The organism is Thermococcus sp. SY098 (assembly GCF_035621495.1).
Taxonomy (GTDB): Archaea; Methanobacteriota_B; Thermococci; order Thermococcales; family Thermococcaceae; genus Thermococcus_B.
On the sequence record NZ_CP141821.1, the window covers coordinates 1,505,470 to 1,529,407 of the forward strand.

Genomic DNA, 23,938 nt, shown 5'->3' on the forward strand with positions numbered 1-23,938 from the left:
TGCTGGACGATGGAGAAACGTGCATTATCACTTATGTTGGTCATTTTCATTATAACTTCCTACGGGCTTGTGGGAGCAAAGCCAATCTTAGACGGTTCTGTTGAGTTTTTAACAAAAACAAAGAATCTGGCTAATACAACCCAAGAGATAGGCTTGGTGTTACTCGCACTAACATCTGCACAGGGGAAAGTGGATTATGATCTCATTGAAAACATAACGTACATTGCCAATCTACTGGTCTCATGGCAGAATCCCGATGGTGGGTGGGGGTATTTCAAAGGTAGTGTGAGTAATGTTGTTGATACCTCCTATGCGGTTATCGCACTGAGTAAGGTGCTCCATCTTTATGAGAAAGGTACTCCCGAATATTCAAAAATCTTCCACGCACTTGATGATGGCATTTCATTTCTGCTGAGTTCTTATTCAGGCAGCGGTTGGGGGTATGTTCCTAAGACAGAACCAGAGTTTTATCCGACAGTCATGGCAATTTGGGCTTTGGGGGAGAATGGCTTTGGGGTGGATCATCCCTACATCAAAAGATCTCTCAGCTACATAGCTAATGTGAAGGAATATGGTATTGATAGGTATAAAGCGTTGGCTTTGGAGTTGTTAGCTTTTAAGAGCGTGGGAAAAGACGTTGATACAAACCTGGTAGGGGAGATAAAGAAGGCACTTGAATCAGGGAACCTAAGTGTAAGTGACAGGGCTCTGCTTACCTATGCTCTTGTGGATTATGAAGATGTTAACTTTGATGTCGCTAAAGCGCTCTTAATTTTGGAATCTCTAAAGAAAGGACAGTCCACATTCTACTGGAGTGATGAACCAAAACTGTTTTCTCAGGCACATCTGTTTGAAGCTTCCTCCTATGCAGTGCTGAGTTTTGCATTAATAAGTGACAAGCTGAGCCAGGGGTTGGAAAATCCCTTTAAAACTTCCTGTGAGGCTTTGAAAAATGCTCAAAATCCTGATGGTGGCTGGAGCTATTATTATGGTTTTCCATCTAATGAGAAGGCAACATACTATACACTAAAAGCTCTTAAATTATGCTATTTTAGAGATCCAAGCATTGAAAAAGGATTGAAGTGGGTAAGGGTAAAATACGAAGAAGACAAGTTAATTGCCAAGAAGAACAATGAAATATATTCGCCCTATGTTTATGCCCTTTTGACGCTCCTTGAATTTAACATGCTGAATGAAACAGAAAAAGAGGAAAACATTAAACTTATAGAAAGTATTCAGCTTGATACAGGAAAGTGGGGGAACTTTTTGGGTCCTCAGCCTTATGATACTGCCTTGGCAATTAAAGCGCTCCTTGCCCTTGGGGTTCCATCGAATAGTACCGAAATTCAAAGAGCAAAGAACTGGCTGCTTTCTATCTCAAAGACAGGATGGGGAACTTACGTAGATACTGGATTTTACTCCTACATGCTCCCACCTGAGGTTTCTGTTACACTTGAAGTCCTTGAAGCTTTGGCACCAATTTCAACAAAAGACGAGCTGGAGCCTCATCTCAAATGGCTCCTTGAGCAGAGAACAGAAGATGGGGGATGGGCAAATATAAAGGAACACTACTTGATTGGAGTATTCCAGTATAAAGAAAAGCCAACAATTGAGCTCACAATAAGAGCTGCAGAACTATTAGCAGAATTTGGGTATGATTACCGAGAGGATGTTCTGAATTGGCTTATGGATAAAAAGCACGGCGGTCTATGGGGAGATACAATTGTTGATTCTGCATTAGCCACACAATTCCTCTCCCAGTTTAAGTTTATACCCAAGATTAACCTCTATGATGTGATAAGACTAATCCCAGAGCAGAAGTTTTATGTGGTTTACACCGATGATAGGAACTTAACGGCACAACAAATAAAAGCGTCTATCGACAAACTTTTCGAAACCAACACGACTGTTGAAAAGTTCCAAGGATTTGGAGATGCAAACTACATAGTGCTATCGGACTTCGGGGAGTTTAACATCAAGGATTATAACCCCTATGTGAAGCTTGAAGTGGACAATGAAACAATTCACATCAATGGAGAAGAATACAGCATTAAGAATACAGTTGTATTGATTCCAGGAAAGACCGAAACGGGCTACATACTCTTTGTTTTCTATGAAAAAGGTCTTGATGATGTTGTAGCCAAGATATTTGATTCCGGTTTGGTGAAGTACCTCAAAGGCGATGCATTGGTTGTGACATATAAGGACAAGAACCATGATGGTGTTGTTGATTTAGATGAGCTGACTGTGAAGTTCTTGAGGTGATTAAATCGTGAGGGCTTTAATAATAGGGATTGGGCAGTGTGGGACTAAGATAGCGGACTTGTTTGCATTAGTTGACTTTGAGGCTATAGCGATAAACACATCGAAAAGTGATCTGGAATACCTGAAACATATTCCCCAAGAGCGCAGGATACTCATTGGGGAAAGCCTAACTGGGGGGAAAGGTGTAAATGCGAATCCAGTATTGGGCAGGGAAGCCATGAAGCGGGACTTATCTTTGGTCATGAGAAAGATGAATTCAGTAATCGGATATGAGGATGTTGACATATTCTTCTTAACATTTGGCTTTGGAGGAGGCACTGGAGCAGGAGGGACCCCAGTTTTAGCTGAAGCTCTCAAGGAGGAATACCCGGACTCCCTTGTTGTGGCTATAGGTGCATTGCCTCTGAAAGAAGAGGGGATAAGACCAACTATAAATGCAGCAATAACAATTGACAAGCTCTCAAAGTTTGCCGATTCAATAATTGCAATAGATAACAACAAGCTAAAAGAGACGGGGATGGGCATAAGTAGGGCATATGAAAAGATAAACTATACAATAGTCGAGCGCATCGCCTCACTTTTGGCTTTAATTGATGTTCCTGGTGAGCAGACACTGGATGCAAGTGATTTGAAATTTGTACTTAAAGCCTTTGGTAGCTTTGCTACAGTTGGCTATGCAAAAGCAGAAGCGAATAAAGTCAAAAATCTCTCCCGTTTAATCCTCAAATCTTTTGAGAATGAGGGCCTTTACCTTGATGCAAACATAGAGTCTGCTCTATATGGATTGGTAGCAATTCATGGACCACCAGAACTTTTGAAAGCAAATGAGATATTCGAGGCATTGGATTATCTCGCTCAGAAAATTAAAGGAAAGCAGATATTCAGAGGATTTTATCCTGATCCGAGAGAAAGGGAGGTCGAGGTAGTAACCCTTCTTAGCGGGATATATGAAAGTAGGAGCATAGAGAATATTATTTTGACAGCTAAGCGTTATGCTCAGTCTTTTATTAAGGCAAAAGAAGAAGCAGAAGTGAGGAAAAGAGAGCTTTTATCTGGTTTACCAGATTTTGATGACCTTTATCCTGGTGAGATAAATGAGTGATGTAGTAAAAGATTCAGTTGAGGTCGCACTTGAACTTAATGAAAGGGAAGTTTACTCCCACATAGCCCACGAAAGTGCCGAGGATATCATCAGGATAATATCATCTCTTGATGCAGAGAGAGCTAAAAACAGGGGTGAGGTCATCTATTATCAAGATGATTGGGACGACTTAATTAGGCAGAGAATACAAAAAGGAAAGCGCCACACAGCTTTTGATTTCTACAATCCAGCTTTGTTAAATATTTGGGAAGCTAAGGTAAAATATCTGAAAAAAGTCAAAAACTATGTAAAATTAGCAATGTTGGGCATATTGGTGTTTCTGGTAGCAACAATAATTTTATCTTTCTTTTTTGACACCCCATGGTTTTTAGTTGGAGTTAGTGCTCTTCCGCTGGTAATATTCTTCCATTCATATAGGAAAGAAAAACTTGACTTTACATATTATCAACTTACGCAGTTCTTCATAGATGAGCTTAGGGAGCTTGTTCTTAAACATCAGTTAGATAGCACAAGGTACAAGTTTAAAATATTCAGCTATGATTATTTTGGAATTCTGACAAGGAAAATAGGTTCAAGTATCTTTGCAATAGTCAAAACTGGGGAGAATATGACCAATACTGAATGAAAATTGTTAAATACTGCTTTAGAACCTAAAATAATAGTGGGAGTGGAAAATATGAAGAAGGCGCAGATTTCATTGGAGTTCATGTTGATATTTGGTATACTGCTTATCCTGCTGGCGTATTCCATTAATAATATAACTTTCAGTCAGAAGTCACAGTCAAATGAATTACTTCGTGTTCAGGTTAGCTTGGAAGCCAAAAGCCTCGCAAATTCAATTTCAAACACAATTTCTCAAGTTTATGCTCAGGGGCCAGGTTCCAAGGCAACCTCTTACATCACTCTGAGATACCTCAGGGATGAAAATTACCTGAAAAAATCATTTAATCTAAGTGGAAATCCGGAGATATTTATAACGTATCTCAACGGAACCTATGTTGGGATAATTGATACTGCTAATAATAGCCTTGTAACGAGTGGGGCTGGAAAAAACACTTTCTGGAGCCAGTCATTATATAAGACTGATCTTATGGGGGGTACGGGCTTTACTCCGAGTGGAACTGCTATCTATAATGGAAACACAGTTAATGGCATTTTAATTGCAAATCCAGCTCAGCTTCCAACGACTCTTGTAATTATTGTTGAGTGGATTCCAAGAAATGGAAACACTTGGGTGCTTGATATAACAGCCGGTGAGCTTAGAATAAACATAGATCCTGGTGGGTGAAAATGAAAAAAGGCCAGCTGAGTCTTGATCTCCTCTTTGCGGTCTTGCTGATAATAGTAACTTTGACAAACCTTACATATATGGCTACCAGTGAAATCAGTCATGCTGAAAGCTTTGATACCTTCACAAAGGTTAGGCTATTCTCCTCTACGTTGGTAGATCATAGTGCAAAGGTTTATGCGATCGGAGAGGGTTATAAGGTGAGGGAAGTTGCTCCAGACTTAAATGGTGGGACAATTAGGGTTGTTTTTGATGGTGCAACAAAATAAAATAATAGTAAACGCAACTGTTAATGGAAGGAGTTTCTGGATTGTTAAAAATTCTACAGTGCCGTTGTCCACATCCAGTGTGAACTTAACCAGCAGTGAAGAATTCTGGATTACTGCTTATTACAACACAACTGAAGGGATGCTCTATGTTAAGGTCGAAAAATAAAGCCCAAACTGCCCTTGAGATGATGTTTATTGCGAGTATAATACTGATTGGAATTGCATTAGTTGTTCCATCTTATTTTGAGGAGAATAGGGATATGACAATTGTCTCTTACGTTAGAGCTTCAGCTTCTCGTGCATGTGATTATTTAAATATGGGCGTGTTAACAGATGATCCGAGATACTCACCTTTGAATTCTGCTCTTGAAACATTGAATGGGCTTAATCCAAATTTAAGAGTTCTTAGAATTGAAACTTCACAAACTAATAATACTATAACGATTACCGTTGTCTTAACGACCCCCTACTCTGCTATAAATAATGAGACCTTGGCATCCGCAGTTGAGAACTTTATAGTGAGAGACTTAAATATGACAACAAACTTAATTCTCTCAAATGGGACATTGTTTTATGGGGATACTGCAGTGAATATTGCTGTGAGGGTAGAGGGATGAGGAGAGGTCAGCTCCTATCCATAGATGCACTGCTTTCACTTGTAATTGTCGTTATGGTCGTTGGGGTAGTTATAAATACAAATGATATGATAAAAGCTGAAATCACGAATTTGGTTGAATGGTATGACAGAGCAAACATTGCTAATAACATGCTGGATATCCTGACAAAAAGTCCGGGGTATCCTAAGGATTGGGATATCACTAATACCCCAATTAGGGTTCTTGGTTTAGTTTCTCCCAATTATCCTCCGTCTCTGGCTTATAACAAAATATTGGGGCTTAAAGAAAGAATTCAAGATGGAGATCCATCAGTTATAGATAGCTTAAGAAATCTAAGCTCTGGAAAAGATTTTATGTTTGAGATATATCTCAGAAAATATTCAATTAGCACAAGTGGATTTCCAATCACTGGGATATATATTATTGTTGGAGCACCGAATAACAATGTTAATTTTAGGCTTTCAGATAGTGGAAATTCGCCTTTTGATGTTGTTTGTGGTTCTGTAACACTTAATGGAGAACCTCTCTCATCATCTGCTGGAAACATCCTACTCGATTTAACTCCTGGTGACGTTGTTGAATTTATACCTCTTGAAACAGTTTATGTATATTCCAGAGGGAGTCTTTTAGGAACAATTCCTCCCAACGCGGTTGTAACTGTTGAGGTTATTGATGTGGGATCAAACCTACAGTTAAGATACAATGCAGCAACATGCCAGCTTCAGTTCACTGGAATTGGAAGGGTTTATGTTCAAGTTAAGGCTTATGCTCCTCAAGATGTCAACTTAACATATGATTTTACTCCCGTTTCCAATGTAACAGAACCATCCCTTAGAATAATTATGATAAATGGTACAATTTATGCTCCAAACGGCACTCTGTATACATATAATGATGCCCTGAGTTCGATGAATAATTCTCAATGGGTTGAAGTCGCAGAAAGATCACTATCAATGGTGAAGAAGATTTATAAAAGCAACCTAACATTAACTTCAGTTTTCAGTGGAGTGGAACCCATAATAATAGGAAAATTGAAGCTTGAAATACCCAACTATGCCTATTTGAACGTGACGTTGATAGGTACTGAGGCGAATGCATCATTTTTGGCTGTAAATGGAGATTCTGTTGTTGGTATATTTGCATATAAATCCGGAAACATAACTGAAGCTGTAATTGTCGAGAACGGCACAATAGTGAAGAAATATTCTGGCTTAAAGGGAAATGTTATGATACCATTGAAGGATATCTTTCCGGAGGTTAACATAGCGGAGCTTTACATAACATCTTTTGAAGGAACTGAACTTTTTATCAATATTACTTGGAACTTGGGAGTTATACTGGAGCCAAGGGTAGAGTCATGTAGACTAAAGCTTTGGGTGTGGGATGAGAAATGAGAAGGCGGGGATTTGTATTAACATTGGATGCCTTACTGTCACTGCTTTTGATAATGATATTTGTGTCCACGGTAGCTGTCATAGAGAATAATGTCGGTACATACACGACGTATATGAGAGAGCAAGAAAAGTACATAGCGGAGGATACACTAACCCTTTTAAGAAGTACCAGTTTAAAAGAACTCGTACCTCCACAAAAAATCCAAGAATGGCTTGCTGACGGGACTCTGAATACCACCCTTGTTTCTCCAGATATGTCACCGCTGGATATTGTATCGACATATTGGGCAACTGAACTTATATATCCCTCTGCAAATCTAAGACATAAAGCTGAGATAATTTTAGGGTATGTTCTCAACAGAACTTTGAGGGGATATAACTATGAGCTTATGATAAACAACTATACGAGCCCATATTTGAGAAAAACTGGGAGTAACTCCTCAAGGGTCCCAAACATATCTCCTGCTACCCTTATTTTAAGCGGCTATGCTTACAATCAGACTCCGAGAGGGTATATGGCAAGGGCGTACCTGACAAAGGCTACATACAGAAGGCAGGAAATAATTGGCATACAAAGGGTTTTGGCGTACTGTGGAGTATCTAACACGTTTAGAGTGGAAGCTCCAATTCGTTTGCCTGATGATGCTTCGATTAATAATGCAGACATTAGACTGGTTGCAAGGACTTCTGCTCAATATTCCTACTTCGAGCTAAATAATGTGACACTCCCATTGGGAACTTCTGACATAACTAATATCTTACACGGGGGATTAAACGTTTTGGAAGCCACCTTTACACCGGCATCTTGGTATTGTTACGAAATGGGATTCGGAAGCGGTTCAACTCTCTTTGCAGATTATACAACAAATAGTCTAAGTGTAGAAGATCCCGCCACGAGATATGGTGAGTTATATCAGCTTGAGAGTGACAGAACGGGAATCTACTATTTAAATGCTCTTTTCGTACCAGGGAACATAACGGAGATAAATATTCACTTGGAAACTGAGGGAGTAAGAGATATAAGGATTTATTATAGCTATGGGTCATATCACTATGAGCTTGTTCACAAAACTGTTCCCACCACAGGCAGGCAGATAGTTGATATAACAAACTCTGAAATCGTGTCTGCCTTAGCATCTTATGGATTTACATATGAGAATCTGAGTAGAACCTATTTCAAGCTGATAATAGCGCTTGACTCTTGGTGGGATGAATCTCAAAGGAGATTTGTGTACGACACTACTCCCAGGAGAAGAATACTCTATGGATATGGAGCTTCCAGAATAGAGATTAAGTACATTCCACGGGTTCTGGTAACTCAATATTCGATACCTCTGTCAATTTTTATTGATTATAATGACATTACATACAACGGGCCATGCTATGGCGTTAGATGTGCCGAGATGACATTTGATTATACTCTTCCAGAAAATGCGAAACCATGGTACGTGGATATATGGACTGCTATTCAGTTTACAACATTTACTCCAGACGCTACCATGACGCTTTCTGAAAATGGTTATACGTTCTACGACTATTACCCAGACATATATTTGATAAGGGTAGCATACACCCGATTAACTGACACCATGATGGTTCCTGGCCGTACAAATACATTCAGGGCATACAGTACCGATGCTTATCAGTTTGGATTCAGAGAGGGAGAAAGTAGGGGGGTTGTTAACTATTTCATAGAAGGATATGCTGGTTATGGGGATGTATTTCCCCAGCTTCTCCAAGGATATCCCCGATATAAAGGATATAACCTCACATATTGGTATTATGATGGTTCAAGTACTTATCAGCGACAAATATTGATCGGAGACCCTCCTTATAAGCCGATTACAGTTGATGATCTGGATCCTGAAAGGTATGCTGTTGACGATGCGATACTAAGGCTTTTCAATAATCTCAACTATATCAACGATGTAAATCCAGATGACTGGAAAACACCCCCATACGATGGATCTCAAAATAATCCGATAGATGTGGACTTACCTGAGGGTGTTAAGATAGCATTTGCCTCGATGGGAGAGATACCCGGGCTATTCAAACCTATCACAATAACCCTAAGAGTATGGAGGGAGCAATAATGAAGAGGAGAGGTTTTTTCTTAAATTCTGCAGTCCTCTTGCTTCTGATACCCTTGCTTCTGCTTTTAGCTACTTATGAGGATGTTTCCTCTCAAGTTATTCAAGCTCAGAGTGTAAGAACCCAAGCCGAAAGAACGTATAGAGTTGCCTCTTTTTTGGAGTTAGATTTTCAAAAAGCTCTGGAAATTTCTGGAAAAAGGGCAATTATCACGATCATTGATTATGTATCTGTGACAGGAAACTTTGTTTCTCCAACTTATATGGTAAACAATACGATAAGGGATTTAATTCTTGAGGGCACATCTCCAAGTTTAATTGGCTACGATCCAAATAGAGTTATGAGGGGACAGAGTCTTAGAAGATGGCTCCTCAACATCAGTGCTGATTTAAGGGATCAGGGATTTAACATCAGCCCCTCTATTGATGAAATACTGAACTCTATGGAGATTACAGTTGCTCCTTTGGACTCCTTCAGGGTAGTTATAAAAGCCAGGATACCCAACATAACAATACGGGATGTCTCAGGCAGGATAGTTTATACCGGAGCGATCCCAAGTAATGGAGGTTATATTTATTCAATAGTTGATATTCAGAATCTTGAAGATCCTATATTTTCTGCAATGACTGGTGGTAGATATTACAGATCAATTAGGGCATGTCCATATTCTTTTCCAGAGCTTTTAGATAAGCCAATTAAAGTTTTAGAGGGGAATGGTAGCAGTACAGTCAATCCTTTTGTGGAAGAGTTTTCAAGAACGGTTGATCCAGATAGAATATACTTTGGAGATTATTATCCCGGAACAGGAGCAGCGGCATATGTTTTGTTAAATGATCCAGAACAGAATGTCACCGAACCTATTGTTTTTAACACCACATTAAATGGAAGAAGAACTTCTCCCTTAGAGGTTTTCAATGAAGGAGATATGGGCGTGTTGGTCTTTGGAAATGTAAGCGGAGCGGGTGGAACAGGAACAGCCACAGGTTGGTGTTCTATTCTTAATTATCGGCTTAACCTTACAATTCAAAACAATGTGGGAGTAGATCTTGTTGACTATCAAATACCTCTTCTGTTGAGCACCTCGAAGGGATTTACATCCCAATTGCTTAATTTTATATTTACAAATACTCTCAATACATATGGAGGGGATCCCTACAACACAAATGCTTCAATTGCGATATATGACACAAATTGCAATCCTATCCCATTTTGGATTGAATATTGGGATCCAGTCAGTGAAACTGCCCTCATATGGATACGTGCTTCTATTCCTGCTGGAGGTCAGTTGAAAATAGAGCTGTATTTTGGCAATGAAACATCACCAACAAAGGGAGATGGGGATAGTGTTTTTGAGTTTTTTGATGACTTCAGTAGACCTTGGACCAACAAGTGGGTTGCAGTATCAAGAAATCAACCATATTCTCAGGCAAATGGAGAACTAACAATAAACGGTGGAAATAGCATATTTGCATTGAGAACCCAGCTGGCATTGGGATTGTATGGGGGATTTGCAGTTAGGTTTAGAATGAAAGCAGAGGGAGAATATGCAGACTGGGATGCGGGAATTGGCGTACAAGATTACGATGGAAATGTTCTTTTGTTTACAGATGACACGACTAATAGTGGAGATGGATTGGCCATTCATAGACCTTGGTGGAATTTTGAATCTTACACAATAGGGAGGTATCCCATAAGTACGTATCATGTATACGAGGCATTATTGAAACCGTATCTTGTATATTACAAAGACGCCAAATTTAATGATGTAACTGATTCCAGGTCCAATGACGACTTGGGGAGTAGGTACTGGGTGGAACCTTTAAACTATTTGTATCTTGTAATTGACAGTGAAAGAACTTGGAGACGGGCAACTTATGACTTTATTGCAATTAGGAAGTATACCATTGATTCAACCCTTCTGGAAGATCCATTTAATGGCATAACTTTTTACTGGTCTACAACATCTCTTGCGGACTTGGTGGAGACAAAACCCTCATCCACAACAACGGCTACAACAATATCAAGTGCAAGAGCATATGATGTCCAACCTTTTATAGACTGTATTATGGATCAGCGATATTTTGGTATTTACAATGCCCCATCTTTCTTTGAAAGACTCGAGGGAAGCACAATTAATCATGCCGCATATGAAGCCTTAGCTCACCAGCTACAGGATGAGCTTGGGGTTAAGTATGGGAGTCAGTATTACCCAATTGGATTAGTCAGTTTCATGATACCAGATCCTACATATGATCAGAAGCTCTTTGATCTCTTCAATACCCTGGGACTCTCTATAGAGGAAGGGCAAACGAGCTTTGACTATTATTTCCTCAAGTATTACTTCAAAGGAGGAGCAAAAGTAACTGGTTATAGGATGTGGGGAGTTTCCCAAGGAGTTACTTCTCAGGGAGATTTTAGCAGTGTGCCATTTTTCATAGATAATCAAACAGCTGTAGCCATATTTGGAGTCCAGGGGGCTCAGGATTTACTTCAGAGGTGAAATCAAATGAATCTTGAAGAGTTATTCTATAGAGTGGGCGAGTTTGTAGAATCAGCATGGGAAAAGATAAGAGACTTCATAAATCCAAAACCTCAAGAGGAGCCTCCAGCCTTTAAACTTTTGGGAAGAGTTGTAAAGAGGAAAGTTACAGTTCACGAATTGTTAGTTCTAAAACTTCAGTTGACTTTTCTGTTCTATCTGTTCTTAGCTCTGCTAATTGTGGTTTTTCTGCCAAATGAGTTATATTTAGTTATTTTGACGGTGGTATATTTTGTATATCTAAGAGCAATATTCCGCAAATATAGAGAGTTTTTTATTGAATATAAGCCGTATCAGGTATTTTATTATTCCATTAGCGTCATAGGATTCTTTGCATTTTTTGGGTATGTGCTTTTGAAGAGATTTTCTTTAGACATTCGTTATTCGTTGGGCTACCTTGTCTTTGTTTTTGTTGCAGTTCTAATGTTTAGATTTTATTTCAAATCAAAATACGGCAGGGATTGGACCTATGGTGTTATAGAGGATATTAAAGAAAATGTTGTGAAAATTAGTGTTCATGATGACATCAGAGCAAACGTTAAGCCCGGAGAATACTGGGTTGATAAAGTACCTGATGTTGAAATCGGAAGAATTGTGAAAGTTTTAGTTGAGGAAAGGACATTTAGGGGAGCAGTACCAATAAAGATAATTGAAGTTTATTTAAGCGACCACCCTTCATCATCAAAAGCCTCAACAGAAGCAAAAGAAGACAGGGAAAGCAACAAAAGCTTGTAAATTCCGGTCCAAGGCTGCTTCTTATAAGTTTTTACAGAGAGCCATTCATTTTCCTTAATTCTCATTAATTCTACGGAATCAGTTGGAGGAGTTATTAGTATCTCTTCATTTTTTTCGTATAATGTAAAGCCAAGTTCTTCTAAAATCTGTCTTATCACTTCTATGGCTTTTCTTCTGTCTTTAAACGTTATTTTGTAGTAGATGGTATAACCCATTTTAAACCCTCATTAGTACTCTTAAAAAAAGTAAGAATAGAAACCTTAAAAAGTTTTCTATTTTACTATTGTAGATTAAAAAGAAAATTAAAGTTCGCCACAAAGCTCAGCAAAGTTTCTATATATTTCACTTCCTTTTTCTGTGTGTGCAACTTCAGGATGGAACTGAACCCCATATATAAGTAATCTTTTGTGCTTCATTGCCTCAACTTCACAGAACTCGCTCCTTGCTAAAAGCTCAAAATCCTTTGGCAGTCTTTTTACCTCATCCATATGACTTTCCCAGACATTTAAACGTCTCGGTAAACCCTTAAAGATGTCATTTTCCTCTAAGATCTCGACCTCAACTAAGCTGTATTCTGCTTTTTCTCCTCTCCCGACTTTTCCGCCAAAATATTTTGCTATTAGCTGGTGGCCGAGGCAAATTCCCAAAATGGGAACATTGAAGTCTTCATAATTTTTGAGTATAGCTTCACAATTACCTGTTCTTTCTAAGCTTGGTCCTCCTGAAAAAATTATCCCCCTTGGTTTCATTGCCTTAATTTCCTCAAGAGGGGTTGTATTTGGTATTATCCTCGCCTCAACGCCTAAATACCGTAAAGTCCTCCAAATTCTGTGAACGTATTGTCCGTGGTTGTCCATTATGATTATCATCTTCACTCCCTCACTCAAACTCTATCGTCGCAGGAGGCTTGTTCGTTATATCATAGAGAACTCTACCCACTTGGGAGATTTCGCTTGTAATCCTAAAGGCTATCCTCTGCAGAACTTCCCAGGGAACGTTCATCGCGTTTGCAGTCATCCCATCTAAGCTCTCAACGATTCTAACGGCTATTGTCTCTTTGTAAGCCCTTATATCACCCTGAACTCCGACAGTCTTTACATTTAAGAGCACGGCAAAAGCCTGCCAAGGCTTTAAGCCAGCTTTTTCAATTTCCTCTTCAACTATTGCGTTTGCCTCTCTAACAATAGCGACTTTTTCGGGGGTTACTTCACCTAAAACCCTAACAGCCAGTCCCGGCCCTGGAAAAGGCATCCTATTATAGATTTTCTCTGGCAATCCAAGTTCTTTGGCGACTTCTCTAACCTCATCTTTGTACAAATCACGAAGAGGTTCTATGAGCTTTAAATTTAAGCGCTCTGGAAGACCGCCAACGTTGTGGTGGCTCTTTATCTTACCTTTGCTCTCAATCCAGTCTGGAGCAATTGTTCCCTGAATCAAAAACTTTGCATCTATTTCTTTGGCCACTTCTTCAAATACGTCGATGAAAACTTTTCCGATTATCTTTCTCTTCTGCTCCGGGTCGGTAACACCCTTCAAAGCATTGAAAAAGCGCTCTTGAGCATCAACGTAGATCAAGTTTAACCCAAACTCATTTCTGAATGTTTTTATCACGAATTCTGGCTCTCCTTTCCTTAAAAATCCAGTGTTTACAAAAACAGCATAAAGTTTATCTCCAATTGCTTTGTGAGCTAAGATAGCTGCTGTTGAGCTGTCAACTCCCCCAGATAAAGCTATTATCGCCTTTCCATCTCCAACTTTCTCTCTAATTTCTCTAACTTTTTCTTCGATGAAGCTTTCCCACATGAGCATCACCTTTTTCTTTTAACATTAAAGAGCAAATTTATAAATTTATGCTATGAATTTATTGACATTTTTATGTTAAAATTTCATCGAGCTTATCCTCATCAATGGCTTGCTTTATCTCCCTTGCAATCCTCCTTCCAGTGCTCATTGGCTTTTTGTACTTTAACCAGGTGTAAGGGGAGCCGTTAACAAATGGATTTGTTCCAGCGACAATTCTTGCAGAGATTTCAAACACCACAAATTCAAGCTCATCTGTGAGAATTGTCTCTAAGCAAAAAGGTCCCCATAGACCGCCCATAAGCTTTTCTGCGGCTTTAACAACTCTTTCACCCATCTCGATAACATCCATAAGGAGAGATTCTCTTAAGACAATGGGTATATTCCCTATGACAACATATGAGTTCTCTAAGCTTAAACCTAACTGGTCTCTTGCCGGAATCCTTCCAATTCCGTCAACGTTTGTTTCGTACCTTCTGTCAATGCTCATAAGCTCGAGCTCCTCGTTGAGCTTTGAGTAGAAGTAGTGTGGATATACTGGAACTCCAATTATGTATTCTTGGATTTGAACCTCCTTAAGCTGCTCTTTATTTTTGATTCCAACTTTTTCAGCTTTTGTCCAGAAATCTTCGGGGTTTTTTGCTAAAAAATAACCTTTTCCACCTTTTGCTCCATGAAATTTGACTATCACAGGCTTGTCAATATCGTCGGGGTCGTTGTAGACTCTTGGTATTTTTAGCTTTGCTTTTTCGAGCCATTTTCTCTCTAATTTCCTGTCACTTTCCCACTTAAGGACTGTTTTATTCCCATAATACGGAACCTTCATGCTCTCAACTTTCTCAATTCCGAGGTGAGCAACAAAAGACCCGTGTGGAATTACTATGGCATTTCTTTTAAAAAGTTCTTCTTCGGGACATTCTCCTATTAAATACTCATCAGCAACTGGAAAATATTTGGTGTATAGAGGTTTGACTCTCTCCCTTCCAAAGACTATGGTTTTGAATCCTTCATCCTTTGCACCCTTTAAAATCTGTAGTGCCGAATGAGAGGCATAAGTTGCTATCTTCCACTTCATTTACTCACCAAGAAAATGTTAAAATTTTATATTTTTAAGTTTTATTTTAACAAAAATATGTCTAAAAACAAAGCTTTCAGGTTTAAAATTCAAAAGCCCATTTTGGATAAATGCCATTTAAACAAGCTAAGCATAGATCATCCAATCCAACTGCTTTTATTAATCCTTTGATGCTCAAATATCTTAAGGAATCTGCCCCAATCTCTTTTCCTATCTCCTCAATCCTCTTCCAAGAGGCAATAAGTTCGTGTCGTGTTGGGATGTCAATTCCCATATAGCAGGGATATCTTATCGGGGGCGATGCTATTCTGACGTGGATCTCTTTTGCTCCTGCTTTTTTAAGCATTGAAACTATCCTTTTCATTGTGGTGCCTCTTACAATCGAATCATCAATCAAAATTATCCTCTTATCCTTGATGACTTCCTTAACTGGAGAGAGTTTGAGCCTAACTTTAAAATTCCTCTCAAATTGAGTTGGCATTATGAATGTCCTACCGATGTATCTGTTCTTTATTAAGCCTTCTTCATATGGAATTCCGCTTTCTGTGGAATAGCCTATTGCTGCAGCTCTCCCTGAATCTGGGACTGCTATGACAACATCTGCAGTGATGTTGTCTTCTTTTGCCAATTGCTTTCCCATTTCAACCCTTGCTTTGTAAACAGTTCTCCCCTCAATAACGCTGTCTGGACGAGCAAAATAAATAAACTCAAAAACACAGTGGGCATGCTTCTTCTTAGTCAAAACCCTATTTTCAACATCATCTGAGACAACAAAGGCTTCTCCTGGCTTTACATCTTTTGTTTCGACATCAAACATTCTTAGTGCTGAATCTTCAGAGGCGAAGTAATATCCATCCCCAGTTCCAAATGCTAAGGGTCTGAAACCTAAGGGGTCTCTGGCAACTAAGATTTTCCCATCAAACAGAAAAGCCAAAGAATACGCTCCTCTGACTTCGTTAAAAAGCATTCTCATGGCTTCAAATTCATCCTTTGTCTCTGAATAGTTTTTGAGAAAAATTAATCCCAGGAGTTCACTATCAACGCTTGTTTTGAATTTGAATTCTCCTTCATACTTTCTTCTTAATGTCAAATAATTAGTCAGGGTTCCATTATGAACTAAGGCAAGTCTTTTCCCACAGCATTCAACTTCAAGGGGATGAGCTTCATTTAATCCGCCAAAAGTCGAGTATCTTACATGTCCAATAGAGATATTTGATCTCAGCTTATTTAAAATGTGTCCCCTAAAAACTTCAGCTACAAGACCCAGCCCCTTGTATGTTCTTATTTTATTCCTCCAAACGCTGATTCCTGCACTTTCTTGACCCCTGTGTTGCAAAGCGAGAAGTGCATAGTATGCTTTTTGGTTTGCATTCTCTGTTTTTGCTGCAAATACTCCACACTTCTCCCTCATATGACCACCGTCTTAACAAGTAATAGTTAAAGAGAGCTTTATTTCCACTGGAACTTTACATTCACATGCTTAAAAACTTTGCCCTACATTTGACAGAAATTTGTCTAAAAAAGGCTTTTAAATTATAAATTTTAACAAATTCTTGGTGAAGATTATGGAGGCTTATGAAGGAAAAGCCAAGAAAATGATACCTTTGGATGAGGGAAAGTATTTGATGGAGTTTAAAGACGATGCAACAGCTTTTGATGGTAAGAAAAAAGCACAGTTCAAAGGAAAAGGTTGGCTAAATGCTCAGATTTCAGCAAAAATGTTCAAGCTTTTAGAGGAGCATGGTATTAAGACACACTTCATTGGCATTGCTGGAGACAACAAGCTGATTGTGGAAAAATTGGAAATGTACCCAATTGAAGTTGTTGTTAGAAATATTGTTGCCGGTAGCTTGAAGAAAAGGCTTCCATTAAGAGAGGGAACAGAGCTAAAAGAACCAATTGTTGAGCTTTATTATAAAAGTGATGAGCTTGGAGATCCGATGATAAACTATTATCACGCTAAAATTCTTGGAGTTAGCGAGGAAGAAATTAAAGAAATGGAGAAAATTGCACTTAAAGTAAATGGAGTCCTCAGAGAATACTTCAAAGAAAGGGGAATTCTGCTTGTTGATTTTAAGCTTGAGTTCGGCAAAAATGCTAAGGGGGAGATAGTTTTAGCCGATGAAATTAGCCCGGATACATGCAGATTTTGGGATGCAGAAACAAAGAAAAGCTTAGATAAAGATGTTTTTCGCTTTGATAAAGGAGACTTGATTTCGGCATATGAGGAGATTTATAGAAGGATAATGGGTTAATTTAGCTTTTTAGAACATGATTTTGTAGTTTTCAATTTTTATTTTGGGTTTTTTAATGATTTTTCCAATCTCATAGCTCAAATAATATTTGTTGAGAATCTGCAATGCCTCCTCCTTATCTCCTTGTGAAACTATCACAACAAGACCAATCCCCATATTAAAAACCCTAAACATTTCCTCTAAAGGAACCCCATTTTCGTAGATTAATTTAAAAATCCCACTAATTGGTGGCATTTCAAGGGAAAACCCATATTTTGTGAGCCTCTTTAAGTTTAAAAGCCCTCCACCAGTTATGTGTGCCAATCCTCCAACTTCAACGTTTTTCAAAAGCTCTAAAATCGGCTTTACATAAATTCTCGTTGGCTCAAGCAAATGCTCCCACAGCTTTTTGCCTTCAAACTCATATTCAAGCCCATACTTTGGAATTAAAAGCTTTCTCGCTAATGTTAAACCATTGGAATGAATCCCAGAGCTTTCAATGCCGATGACAACATCTCCCGGTTTAATTTTTTCTCCTGTAATGACTTTGCCCTTTTCAACGATCCCAATAGCGGTACCCGCCAGGTCAAATCCGTTGATTAGATCGGGCATTACAGCGGTCTCACCGCCTACAATTGCAATTCCGCTTTGTTTAGCTCCCTCGTAGAGACCTTTGGCTATTTCTTCGAAAATTCTATCATTAGGCTCCCTCACAGCTAAGTAGTCAACCAAAGCTATGGGCTCAGCTCCAACACAGATTAAGTCGTTTACGTTCATTGCGATCATATCAATTCCAATTGTGTCAAACTTTCCGACAGCTTCAGCCACAAGAATTTTTGTGCCCACTCCATCAGTGGTCATCGCTAAATAGAAGTTTTCAAAATCAATCAATGCAGCGTAATGACCGATATCTTTAGCAGGCACTCCTATCTTTCCCTCTCTTAATTTGAAGGTTGCTCTTGCGAGTGAAATTATGCTCTTTAGTGTCCTTTGTGTTTTTTCTTCATCCACCCCGGCTTGTGCATATGTGAGCATTTGGAATCACCAAGGGAAAATGGGGAAATAAGTTTAAAAATTTTGTCATTTTTATGTTTAAAAATGCTTAAATATATGCTCAATTTTAACATAGCAACGTCAATATTTTGGGTGATGCAAATGATTGAGATTAGAGATGAAATTGGAACTCCTCTAACAGACTCTGCTGTTAAGATTCTCCTCCTTGGAAGCGGTGAGCTTGGAAAGGAAATAGCCATTGAGGCTCAAAGATTGGGAATTGAGGTAATTGCGGTGGATAGATATCCCAATGCCCCAGCCATGCAGGTGGCTCACAAAAGTTATGTTGGAAATATGAAAGACAAAGACTTCCTGTGGAGTGTCGTTGAGAGGGAAAAGCCCGATGCAATAATCCCAGAGATTGAAGCAATAAACCTTGATGCACTTTTTGAATTTGAAAAAGAAGGCTATTTTGTTGTTCCAAATGCAAAAGCAACTTGGATCGCTATGCATAGGGAAAGAACGAGGGAGACACTTGCTAAAGAAGCAAAAGTTCCAACATCAAGATACATGTATGCTACAACCTTAGACGAGCTCTACGACGCATGTGAAAAGATTGGTTATCCCTGCCACACAAAGGCAATAATGAGCTCAAGCGGAAAGGGTTCATATTTTGTCAGGGGTCCAGAAGATGTTCCAAAGGCATGGGAAGAGGCAAAGAAGAAAGCTCGTGGCAGTGCTGACAAGATAATAGTTGAAGAGCACATAGATTTTGAGGTTGAGATAACGGAATTGGCTGTAAGGCACTTAGATGAAAATGGCAAAGTTGTTACCACCTTTCCAAAACCTGTGGGGCATTATCAGATTAAAGGGGACTACCACTCAAGCTGGCAGCCTGCTGAAATAAGTGAGAAAGCCGAGAGAAAAGTTTATGAAATTGCAAAGAAAATAACAGACGTTCTTGGAGGCTTAGGTTTATTCGGGGTTGAGATGTTCGTTAAAGGCGACAAAGTATGGGCGAATGAAGTTTCACCAAGGCCTCACGATACTGGAATGGTTACTTTGGCCTCTCATCCGACTGGATTCTCAGAGTTCGGTCTTCATGTTAGAGCGGTTTTAGGCCTGCCAATTCCAGCCATTGAAGAGAACGGTATTAGGAAATTCCCAATCCTAACTCCAGCAGCAACGCACGTCATTCTTGCAAATCAAGAAGGTTATGCCCCAAAGTTCAGAGGTATCTTTAAGGCTCTGAACATTCCGAATACAACTGTGAGATTATTCGGAAAGCCTTCAGCGTACAAAGGAAGGAGATTAGGAGTGGCTTTAGCTTGGGACAGAGATGTGAAAGTTGCAAAGAGAAAGGCAGAGCAAGTTGCTCACATGATTGAGCTGAAAACAAGAAGTGGGGAATGGCAAAGCCAAGAGTTCGTAAAGGAGAAGCACTTGCTTTAGCTTCTCATTCTTTCCCTGTACTCCTCGAGCTTTTTCTTTAAGCTTTCATCTTTTAGTGCCAAAATCTCAATTGCGAGCAAAGCTGCATTTTTTCCATTGTCTATTCCCACCGCAGCAACCGGAACTCCAGGAGGCATCTGAGCTATGCTCAAAAGAGCATCTAAGCCGCCAAGCTTGGCCGAAACAGGAACACCAATAACAGGTTTTGTGGTGTAAGAGGCTATAACTCCAGGTAAAGCTGCGCTGAGTCCAGCTATTGCTATGAAAACGTCGTAGTCTTTTTTTGCCAGCTCTTCAACTTTCTTTGGGTTTCTGTGAGCGGAGGCAACTTCAACGTCGTAGCTAACGCCAAATTCATCCAGCACTTTTGTGACTTTTTCAGCTATGTGGGAGTCACTTTTGCTGCCCATAACTACGAGCACCCTCATTCTACCACCAGCTCGCTTTTCTGTGTTTAAGCTTATAAAGTTTTCGACATATTTATGTTAAAATAAAGCTTAAAAAGTGAAAATTTTAACAAATTTTTGGTGAAGACTATGAAAGTTCTTTTAGTTGGTGCTGGTGGTAGAGAAAGTGCAATTTCCGAAGCCCTCGTAAAAAGCGGTGCTAAGCTTTATGTAGTTGCAAAGCATGTTAATCCAGGCATTAAAAGGTTAGCTGAATGTTACGGTTTGGCAAAAGAGACAGATGTCACGAAAGTCTTAGATTTTGCTCTAAAGTGGAATGTTGATTTAGCTTTCATCGGTCCAGAGGCCCCTTTAGAGAAAGGCATTGTCAACCTTTTGGAAGAGAATGGCATTCCAACAGTTGGGCCGTCAAAAGAGGCTGCTCGGCTTGAGACGAACAAAGCCTTTGCAAGAGCTTTGATGGAAAAGCATAAAATTCCAGGAAGAAAGCTCTTCAAAGTCTTTGATGACGTGAAGGAGATGGAAAGGTGGATTGACGAGTTTGGAAAGCCTGTTGTAGTTAAACCCCTCGGACTAACAGGTGGGAAGGGAGTTAAAGTAGTTGGCTACCAGCTTAAGGACAATGAAGAAGCAAAAGAATATGCCGAGCATTTGATTAAAAAAGATGGAAAGGTTTTGATTGAAGAGAGAACGGATGGTGTGGAGTTCACATTTCAGGTGTTTACGGATGGGAAGAGAGTTATTCCAATGCCTTTGGTTCAAGATTATCCACATGCTTATGATAGTGATGTTGGACCGATAACTGGCGGCATGGGGTCTTATTCGTGTAAAGATCATTTATTGCCGTTTATTACAAAAGAAGACTATGAGAAAGCTCTTGAAACGCTCAAAAAGACTGTTGAAGCTATGAGAAAAGAGGGAACTCCTTATAAGGGGATTCTCTACGGCCAATTCATGCTTGCCAAAGATGAACCGAAAATCATTGAATACAATGCCCGCTTTGGTGATCCAGAGGCTATGAACGTTCTACCGATTTTGGAAACACCTCTGCTTGAAATAGCTGAGGGAATAGTCGACGGAAATCTCAAGAAAGCGGAGTTTGAAAAGAAAGCTGTTGTTGTGAAGTACATTGCACCAAAAGGCTATCCGGAGAATCCAGTAAGAGGAGTTCAAATCCAAGTCGATGAAGCTAAAATTTTGGAAAGCGGAGCAAAGATTTACTATGCTTCAATTGATGAGAACCTAACTCTTCTCGGTTCAAGAGCTTTAGCAATTGTTGGAATTGCTGATTCATTGGAAGAGGCAGAAAAAATTGCTTCGGCTGGAATAAAGCACGTCAAGGGTGAAATATTCTACCGCAAGGATGTGGGAACAAGAGAGAGCATAGACAGGAGAATTGAGATTATGAAAGCGATTAGGGGTGAATGAACATGATTACAAGAGAGCAGATTTTGGAGGTTTTGGAAAAATACAATAAGGAGAACATAATCATTGGGGCAATTGGGAGTCATTCAGCTTTGGATATAGCCGATGGAGCCAAAGAGGAAGGCTTTAAAACACTCATAGTTTCCCAAAAAGGGAGACACAGAACTTATGCTCACTACTTCAAGAAAAAGAGGACAAAAGATGGTTTGACTAAGGGTTTCATTGATGAGGTAATAATTTTAGAAAAATTTGCTGAGATAGTTGAGATTCAGGAAGAGCTCAGAAAGAGAAACGTCATCTTTATCCCAAACCGTTCGTTTGTTGTCTATACGGGCATTGATAATGTTGAAAACGACTTTTTAGTGCCGCTCTTTGGAAGCCGTAATTTGCTCAGAAGTGAAGAGAGAAGTGAAGAGAAGAGCTACTACTGGCTCCTTGAAAAAGCTGGCTTGCCTTATCCAGAGAAAATTGAAGATCCAAAGGATATAAACGAGCTTGTAATAGTTAAACTCCCTCATGCAAAGAAAAGGCTTGAGCGCGGTTTTTTCACCGCTGCAAGCTACAAAGAGTTCAAAGAGAAGGCTGAGAAGCTGATAAAACTTGGTGTAATCACAGAGGAGGACTTAGCCAAAGCGAGGATTGAGCGCTATATCATTGGTCCAGTGTTTAATTTTGACTTCTTTTACTCTCCGATAGATCAGGAGATTGAGCTTTTAGGTATTGACTGGCGCTTCGAGACAAGCTTAGATGGACATGTTAGGTTGCCAGCTCATCAACAATTGACTTTGCCAGAGCATCAGTTTGAGCCAGAATATACTGTCTGCGGTCATACAAGCTCGACTTTGAGAGAGTCTTTGCTTGAGAAGATCTTTGACATGGCAGAAAAATATGTTGAGGCGACGCAAAAATACTATTCGCCTGGAATAATTGGACCTTTTACTTTGCAAACAGCTCTTGATAAAGATTTGAACTTCTACATCTACGATGTTGCCCCAAGAACGGGTGGAGGGACAAATATCCACATGGCTATGGGTCATCCTTACGGAAATGCACTGTGGAGGAAAGATATGAGCACCGGAAGGAGAATTGCGCTTGAGATTAAGAGGGCTATTGAATTGGATGAGCTTGAGAAGGTTGTTACGTGAGGTGATGCTCATGAAGTATAAGGCAAAAATCATTGTCCGCCTAAAGGAAGGGCTTAACGATCCGGAAGGGAGGGTAATTGGAAAGGCTTTGAAGAATTTGGGCTACAAAATTGAAGACTTAAAAGTGCCGAAATACTTTGAGCTCGTTTTTGAGAGTGAAAATCCAGAGAAGGATGTCAAAGAGATGTGCAAACGCTTGCTTGCAAATCCAGTTATCCACACCTACGAGTATCAAATCGAGCCCTTAGGTGAGTGAGATGCCAAAGTTCGCTGTTATAGTGTTTCCAGGGACAAACTGTGACTTTGAAACAGTTGAAGCAATTAAAAAAGCTGGTGGAAAAGCAGAGAGAGTTTGGTATAAGGAAAGCTTGAAAGATTTTGATGGTGTTGTTTTGCCTGGCGGTTTTAGCTATGCTGATTACCTAAGGGCTGGAGCGATAAGTGCGAGAGCTGAGATAATGGAAGAGGTTGAAGAGCTTGCTAAAGATGGAAAGCCAGTGCTCGGAATATGCAACGGTTTTCAAATTCTAACTGAAGCTAAGCTTTTGCCCGGTGCTTTGAGACCAAACAAAATTCCAAGATTCCTGTGCAAGTGGGTCCATCTTAGAGTTGCAGACACTGAAACAGCTTTTACAAGCTTTTACAAAGAAGGGGAAGTCATTAGAATGCCAATAGCTCATGCTGAGGGCAATTATTACACCAATAATTTGAGCAAAGTTAGGATAGTCTTTCAATACAGCGATGAGAATGGAAATATTAACGAAGAATCAAACCCCAATGGTTCTATTTTCAACATAGCGGGAATAAGCAACGGGAATGGCAACGTTCTCGGAATGATGCCTCATCCAGAGAGAGCGAGTGACAGATGGTTAGGAAGTGAAGACGGGCTAAAGGTGTTCAAATCTATGGTGGAGCATGCTAAAAGGTGAATTTTAATTTTTATTCAATTTCATTCAATTTTTTAATTGCTTTTTAAGGTTTACTTCATTAAAAATCGCAGATTTGTTAAAGGGAGCTTTCTGATAACTTACTTTTTTTGAAAAATCAAATAATACTATAACAAAGCTGAAAAATTTAAATATTAAAAACCACTTAGAGTAGTATGCT

Annotated in this window: 22 protein-coding genes; 16 read left to right on the forward strand and 6 right to left on the reverse strand. The window is 39.5% G+C overall.

Annotation, left to right across the window (positions count from 1 at the left end; genetic code table 11):
• Positions 1–9 precede the first annotated feature (9 nt).
• From VFC49_RS08410 to VFC49_RS08455, 10 genes are all read left to right on the forward strand, one after another.
• Complete coding sequence (locus tag VFC49_RS08410; protein ID WP_324735169.1) at positions 10–2,265, forward strand: prenyltransferase/squalene oxidase repeat-containing protein; 2,256 nt, start codon at positions 10–12, stop codon at positions 2,263–2,265.
• Positions 2,266–2,272: 7 nt separating this feature from the next.
• Positions 2,273–3,367 carry a cell division protein FtsZ gene (locus VFC49_RS08415; protein ID WP_324735170.1) on the forward strand — a complete coding sequence of 365 codons (1,095 nt, stop codon included), beginning with the start codon at positions 2,273–2,275 and terminating at the stop codon, positions 3,365–3,367.
• Positions 3,360–3,992, forward strand: a complete 633-nt coding sequence (locus tag VFC49_RS08420) for a hypothetical protein (RefSeq protein ID WP_324735171.1) — start codon at positions 3,360–3,362, stop codon at positions 3,990–3,992. Before VFC49_RS08415 ends, VFC49_RS08420 begins: the two co-directional genes overlap by 8 nt.
• Positions 3,993–4,043: 51 nt before the next feature.
• Positions 4,044–4,655: a class III signal peptide-containing protein gene (locus tag VFC49_RS08425; protein ID WP_324735172.1), complete on the forward strand. Its 612-nt coding sequence runs from the start codon at positions 4,044–4,046 to the stop codon at positions 4,653–4,655.
• Positions 4,656–4,657: 2 nt separating this feature from the next.
• A complete protein-coding gene (locus VFC49_RS08430; protein ID WP_324735173.1) occupies positions 4,658–4,924 on the forward strand; it encodes a hypothetical protein in 267 nt (88 codons plus the stop codon).
• A 146-nt stretch (positions 4,925–5,070) separates the two neighbouring features.
• Complete coding sequence (locus VFC49_RS08435) at positions 5,071–5,541, forward strand: hypothetical protein (RefSeq protein WP_324735174.1); 471 nt, start codon at positions 5,071–5,073, stop codon at positions 5,539–5,541.
• On the forward strand, positions 5,538–6,935 hold the full coding sequence (locus VFC49_RS08440; protein WP_324735175.1) for a hypothetical protein: 1,398 nt from the start codon (positions 5,538–5,540) through the stop codon (positions 6,933–6,935). Before VFC49_RS08435 ends, VFC49_RS08440 begins: the two co-directional genes overlap by 4 nt.
• Positions 6,932–9,028, forward strand: coding sequence for a TPM domain-containing protein (locus VFC49_RS08445; protein ID WP_324735176.1), 2,097 nt, complete (start codon positions 6,932–6,934; stop codon positions 9,026–9,028). The genes VFC49_RS08440 and VFC49_RS08445 overlap by 4 nt, the downstream gene beginning before the upstream one ends.
• Complete coding sequence (locus tag VFC49_RS08450) at positions 9,028–11,526, forward strand: DUF2341 domain-containing protein (RefSeq protein ID WP_324735177.1); 2,499 nt, start codon at positions 9,028–9,030, stop codon at positions 11,524–11,526. Before VFC49_RS08445 ends, VFC49_RS08450 begins: the two co-directional genes overlap by 1 nt.
• A 6-nt stretch (positions 11,527–11,532) precedes the next feature.
• A complete protein-coding gene (locus VFC49_RS08455) occupies positions 11,533–12,300 on the forward strand; it encodes a DUF2101 family protein (protein ID WP_324735178.1) in 768 nt (255 codons plus the stop codon).
• Between the two features lie 302 nt (positions 12,301–12,602).
• Here the strand turns inward: VFC49_RS08455 and VFC49_RS08460 are convergent, their stop codons facing one another.
• The 4 genes from VFC49_RS08460 to purF form a co-directional block, all read right to left on the reverse strand.
• A complete protein-coding gene (locus VFC49_RS08460) occupies positions 12,603–13,169 on the reverse strand; it encodes a GMP synthase subunit A (RefSeq protein ID WP_324735179.1) in 567 nt (188 codons plus the stop codon).
• Positions 13,170–13,179: 10 nt separating this feature from the next.
• On the reverse strand, positions 13,180–14,103 hold the full coding sequence (gene guaA / locus VFC49_RS08465; protein ID WP_420719629.1) for a glutamine-hydrolyzing GMP synthase: 924 nt from the start codon (positions 14,101–14,103) through the stop codon (positions 13,180–13,182).
• 70 nt (positions 14,104–14,173) lie between these two features.
• On the reverse strand, positions 14,174–15,175 hold the full coding sequence (locus VFC49_RS08470) for a formate--phosphoribosylaminoimidazolecarboxamide ligase (protein ID WP_324735181.1): 1,002 nt from the start codon (positions 15,173–15,175) through the stop codon (positions 14,174–14,176).
• An 82-nt stretch (positions 15,176–15,257) separates the two neighbouring features.
• A complete protein-coding gene (purF, locus tag VFC49_RS08475; protein WP_324735182.1) occupies positions 15,258–16,586 on the reverse strand; it encodes an amidophosphoribosyltransferase in 1,329 nt (442 codons plus the stop codon).
• A 154-nt stretch (positions 16,587–16,740) separates the two neighbouring features.
• On the opposite strand from purF, the gene purC reads away from it, so the two are divergent.
• Positions 16,741–17,430 carry a phosphoribosylaminoimidazolesuccinocarboxamide synthase gene (purC, locus tag VFC49_RS08480; RefSeq protein WP_324736704.1) on the forward strand — a complete coding sequence of 230 codons (690 nt, stop codon included), beginning with the start codon at positions 16,741–16,743 and terminating at the stop codon, positions 17,428–17,430.
• A 9-nt stretch (positions 17,431–17,439) separates the two neighbouring features.
• Here purC and purM read toward each other — a convergent pair whose 3' ends face one another.
• Positions 17,440–18,444, reverse strand: a complete 1,005-nt coding sequence (purM, locus tag VFC49_RS08485; RefSeq protein ID WP_324735183.1) for a phosphoribosylformylglycinamidine cyclo-ligase — start codon at positions 18,442–18,444, stop codon at positions 17,440–17,442.
• A gap of 120 nt (positions 18,445–18,564) precedes the next feature.
• Here purM and purT point away from each other — a divergent pair, with 120 nt between their 5' ends.
• Positions 18,565–19,854 carry a phosphoribosylglycinamide formyltransferase 2 gene (gene purT, locus VFC49_RS08490; protein WP_324735184.1) on the forward strand — a complete coding sequence of 430 codons (1,290 nt, stop codon included), beginning with the start codon at positions 18,565–18,567 and terminating at the stop codon, positions 19,852–19,854.
• On the opposite strand, the gene purE is transcribed toward purT, so the two are convergent.
• Entirely contained in the window at positions 19,851–20,282 is a 432-nt protein-coding gene (purE, locus tag VFC49_RS08495; RefSeq protein ID WP_324735185.1) for a 5-(carboxyamino)imidazole ribonucleotide mutase, read from the reverse strand. The genes purT and purE overlap by 4 nt on opposite strands.
• A 108-nt stretch (positions 20,283–20,390) precedes the next feature.
• On the opposite strand from purE, the gene purD reads away from it, so the two are divergent.
• From purD to purQ, 4 genes are read left to right on the forward strand one after another with little or no spacing between them, the layout of a single operon-like run.
• On the forward strand, positions 20,391–21,689 hold the full coding sequence (purD, locus tag VFC49_RS08500; RefSeq protein ID WP_324736705.1) for a phosphoribosylamine--glycine ligase: 1,299 nt from the start codon (positions 20,391–20,393) through the stop codon (positions 21,687–21,689).
• A 2-nt stretch (positions 21,690–21,691) separates the two neighbouring features.
• On the forward strand, positions 21,692–22,831 hold the full coding sequence (locus VFC49_RS08505) for a formate--phosphoribosylaminoimidazolecarboxamide ligase family protein (protein WP_324736706.1): 1,140 nt from the start codon (positions 21,692–21,694) through the stop codon (positions 22,829–22,831).
• A gap of 10 nt (positions 22,832–22,841) precedes the next feature.
• Positions 22,842–23,087, forward strand: coding sequence for a phosphoribosylformylglycinamidine synthase subunit PurS (gene purS / locus VFC49_RS08510; protein WP_324736707.1), 246 nt, complete (start codon positions 22,842–22,844; stop codon positions 23,085–23,087).
• 1 nt (position 23,088) lies between these two features.
• On the forward strand, positions 23,089–23,760 hold the full coding sequence (gene purQ / locus VFC49_RS08515) for a phosphoribosylformylglycinamidine synthase I (RefSeq protein WP_324735186.1): 672 nt from the start codon (positions 23,089–23,091) through the stop codon (positions 23,758–23,760).
• The last annotated feature ends 178 nt before the right edge of the window (positions 23,761–23,938 follow it).

Bases quoted from the DNA above. Each gene is read 5' to 3' on its own strand.
- VFC49_RS08410 (WP_324735169.1), top strand. From the start codon at position 10: ATGGAGAAACGTGCATTATCACTTATGTTGGTCATTTTCATTATAACT.
- VFC49_RS08420 (WP_324735171.1), top strand. From the start codon at position 3,360: ATGAGTGATGTAGTAAAAGATTCAGTTGAGGTCGCACTTGAACTTAAT.
- VFC49_RS08425 (WP_324735172.1), top strand. From the start codon at position 4,044: ATGAAGAAGGCGCAGATTTCATTGGAGTTCATGTTGATATTTGGTATA.
- VFC49_RS08430 (WP_324735173.1), top strand. From the start codon at position 4,658: ATGAAAAAAGGCCAGCTGAGTCTTGATCTCCTCTTTGCGGTCTTGCTG.
- VFC49_RS08435 (WP_324735174.1), top strand. From the start codon at position 5,071: ATGTTAAGGTCGAAAAATAAAGCCCAAACTGCCCTTGAGATGATGTTT.
- VFC49_RS08440 (WP_324735175.1), top strand. From the start codon at position 5,538: ATGAGGAGAGGTCAGCTCCTATCCATAGATGCACTGCTTTCACTTGTA.
- VFC49_RS08445 (WP_324735176.1), top strand. From the start codon at position 6,932: ATGAGAAGGCGGGGATTTGTATTAACATTGGATGCCTTACTGTCACTG.
- VFC49_RS08450 (WP_324735177.1), top strand. From the start codon at position 9,028: ATGAAGAGGAGAGGTTTTTTCTTAAATTCTGCAGTCCTCTTGCTTCTG.
- VFC49_RS08455 (WP_324735178.1), top strand. From the start codon at position 11,533: ATGAATCTTGAAGAGTTATTCTATAGAGTGGGCGAGTTTGTAGAATCA.
- VFC49_RS08460 (WP_324735179.1), bottom strand. From the start codon at position 13,169: ATGATAATCATAATGGACAACCACGGACAATACGTTCACAGAATTTGG.
- guaA (WP_420719629.1), bottom strand. From the start codon at position 14,103: ATGTGGGAAAGCTTCATCGAAGAAAAAGTTAGAGAAATTAGAGAGAAA.
- VFC49_RS08470 (WP_324735181.1), bottom strand. From the start codon at position 15,175: ATGAAGTGGAAGATAGCAACTTATGCCTCTCATTCGGCACTACAGATT.
- purF (WP_324735182.1), bottom strand. From the start codon at position 16,586: ATGAGGGAGAAGTGTGGAGTATTTGCAGCAAAAACAGAGAATGCAAAC.
- purC (WP_324736704.1), top strand. From the start codon at position 16,741: ATGGAGGCTTATGAAGGAAAAGCCAAGAAAATGATACCTTTGGATGAG.
- purM (WP_324735183.1), bottom strand. From the start codon at position 18,444: ATGCTCACATATGCACAAGCCGGGGTGGATGAAGAAAAAACACAAAGG.
- purT (WP_324735184.1), top strand. From the start codon at position 18,565: ATGATTGAGATTAGAGATGAAATTGGAACTCCTCTAACAGACTCTGCT.
- purE (WP_324735185.1), bottom strand. From the start codon at position 20,282: ATGAGGGTGCTCGTAGTTATGGGCAGCAAAAGTGACTCCCACATAGCT.
- purD (WP_324736705.1), top strand. From the start codon at position 20,391: ATGAAAGTTCTTTTAGTTGGTGCTGGTGGTAGAGAAAGTGCAATTTCC.
- VFC49_RS08505 (WP_324736706.1), top strand. From the start codon at position 21,692: ATGATTACAAGAGAGCAGATTTTGGAGGTTTTGGAAAAATACAATAAG.
- purS (WP_324736707.1), top strand. From the start codon at position 22,842: ATGAAGTATAAGGCAAAAATCATTGTCCGCCTAAAGGAAGGGCTTAAC.
- purQ (WP_324735186.1), top strand. From the start codon at position 23,089: ATGCCAAAGTTCGCTGTTATAGTGTTTCCAGGGACAAACTGTGACTTT.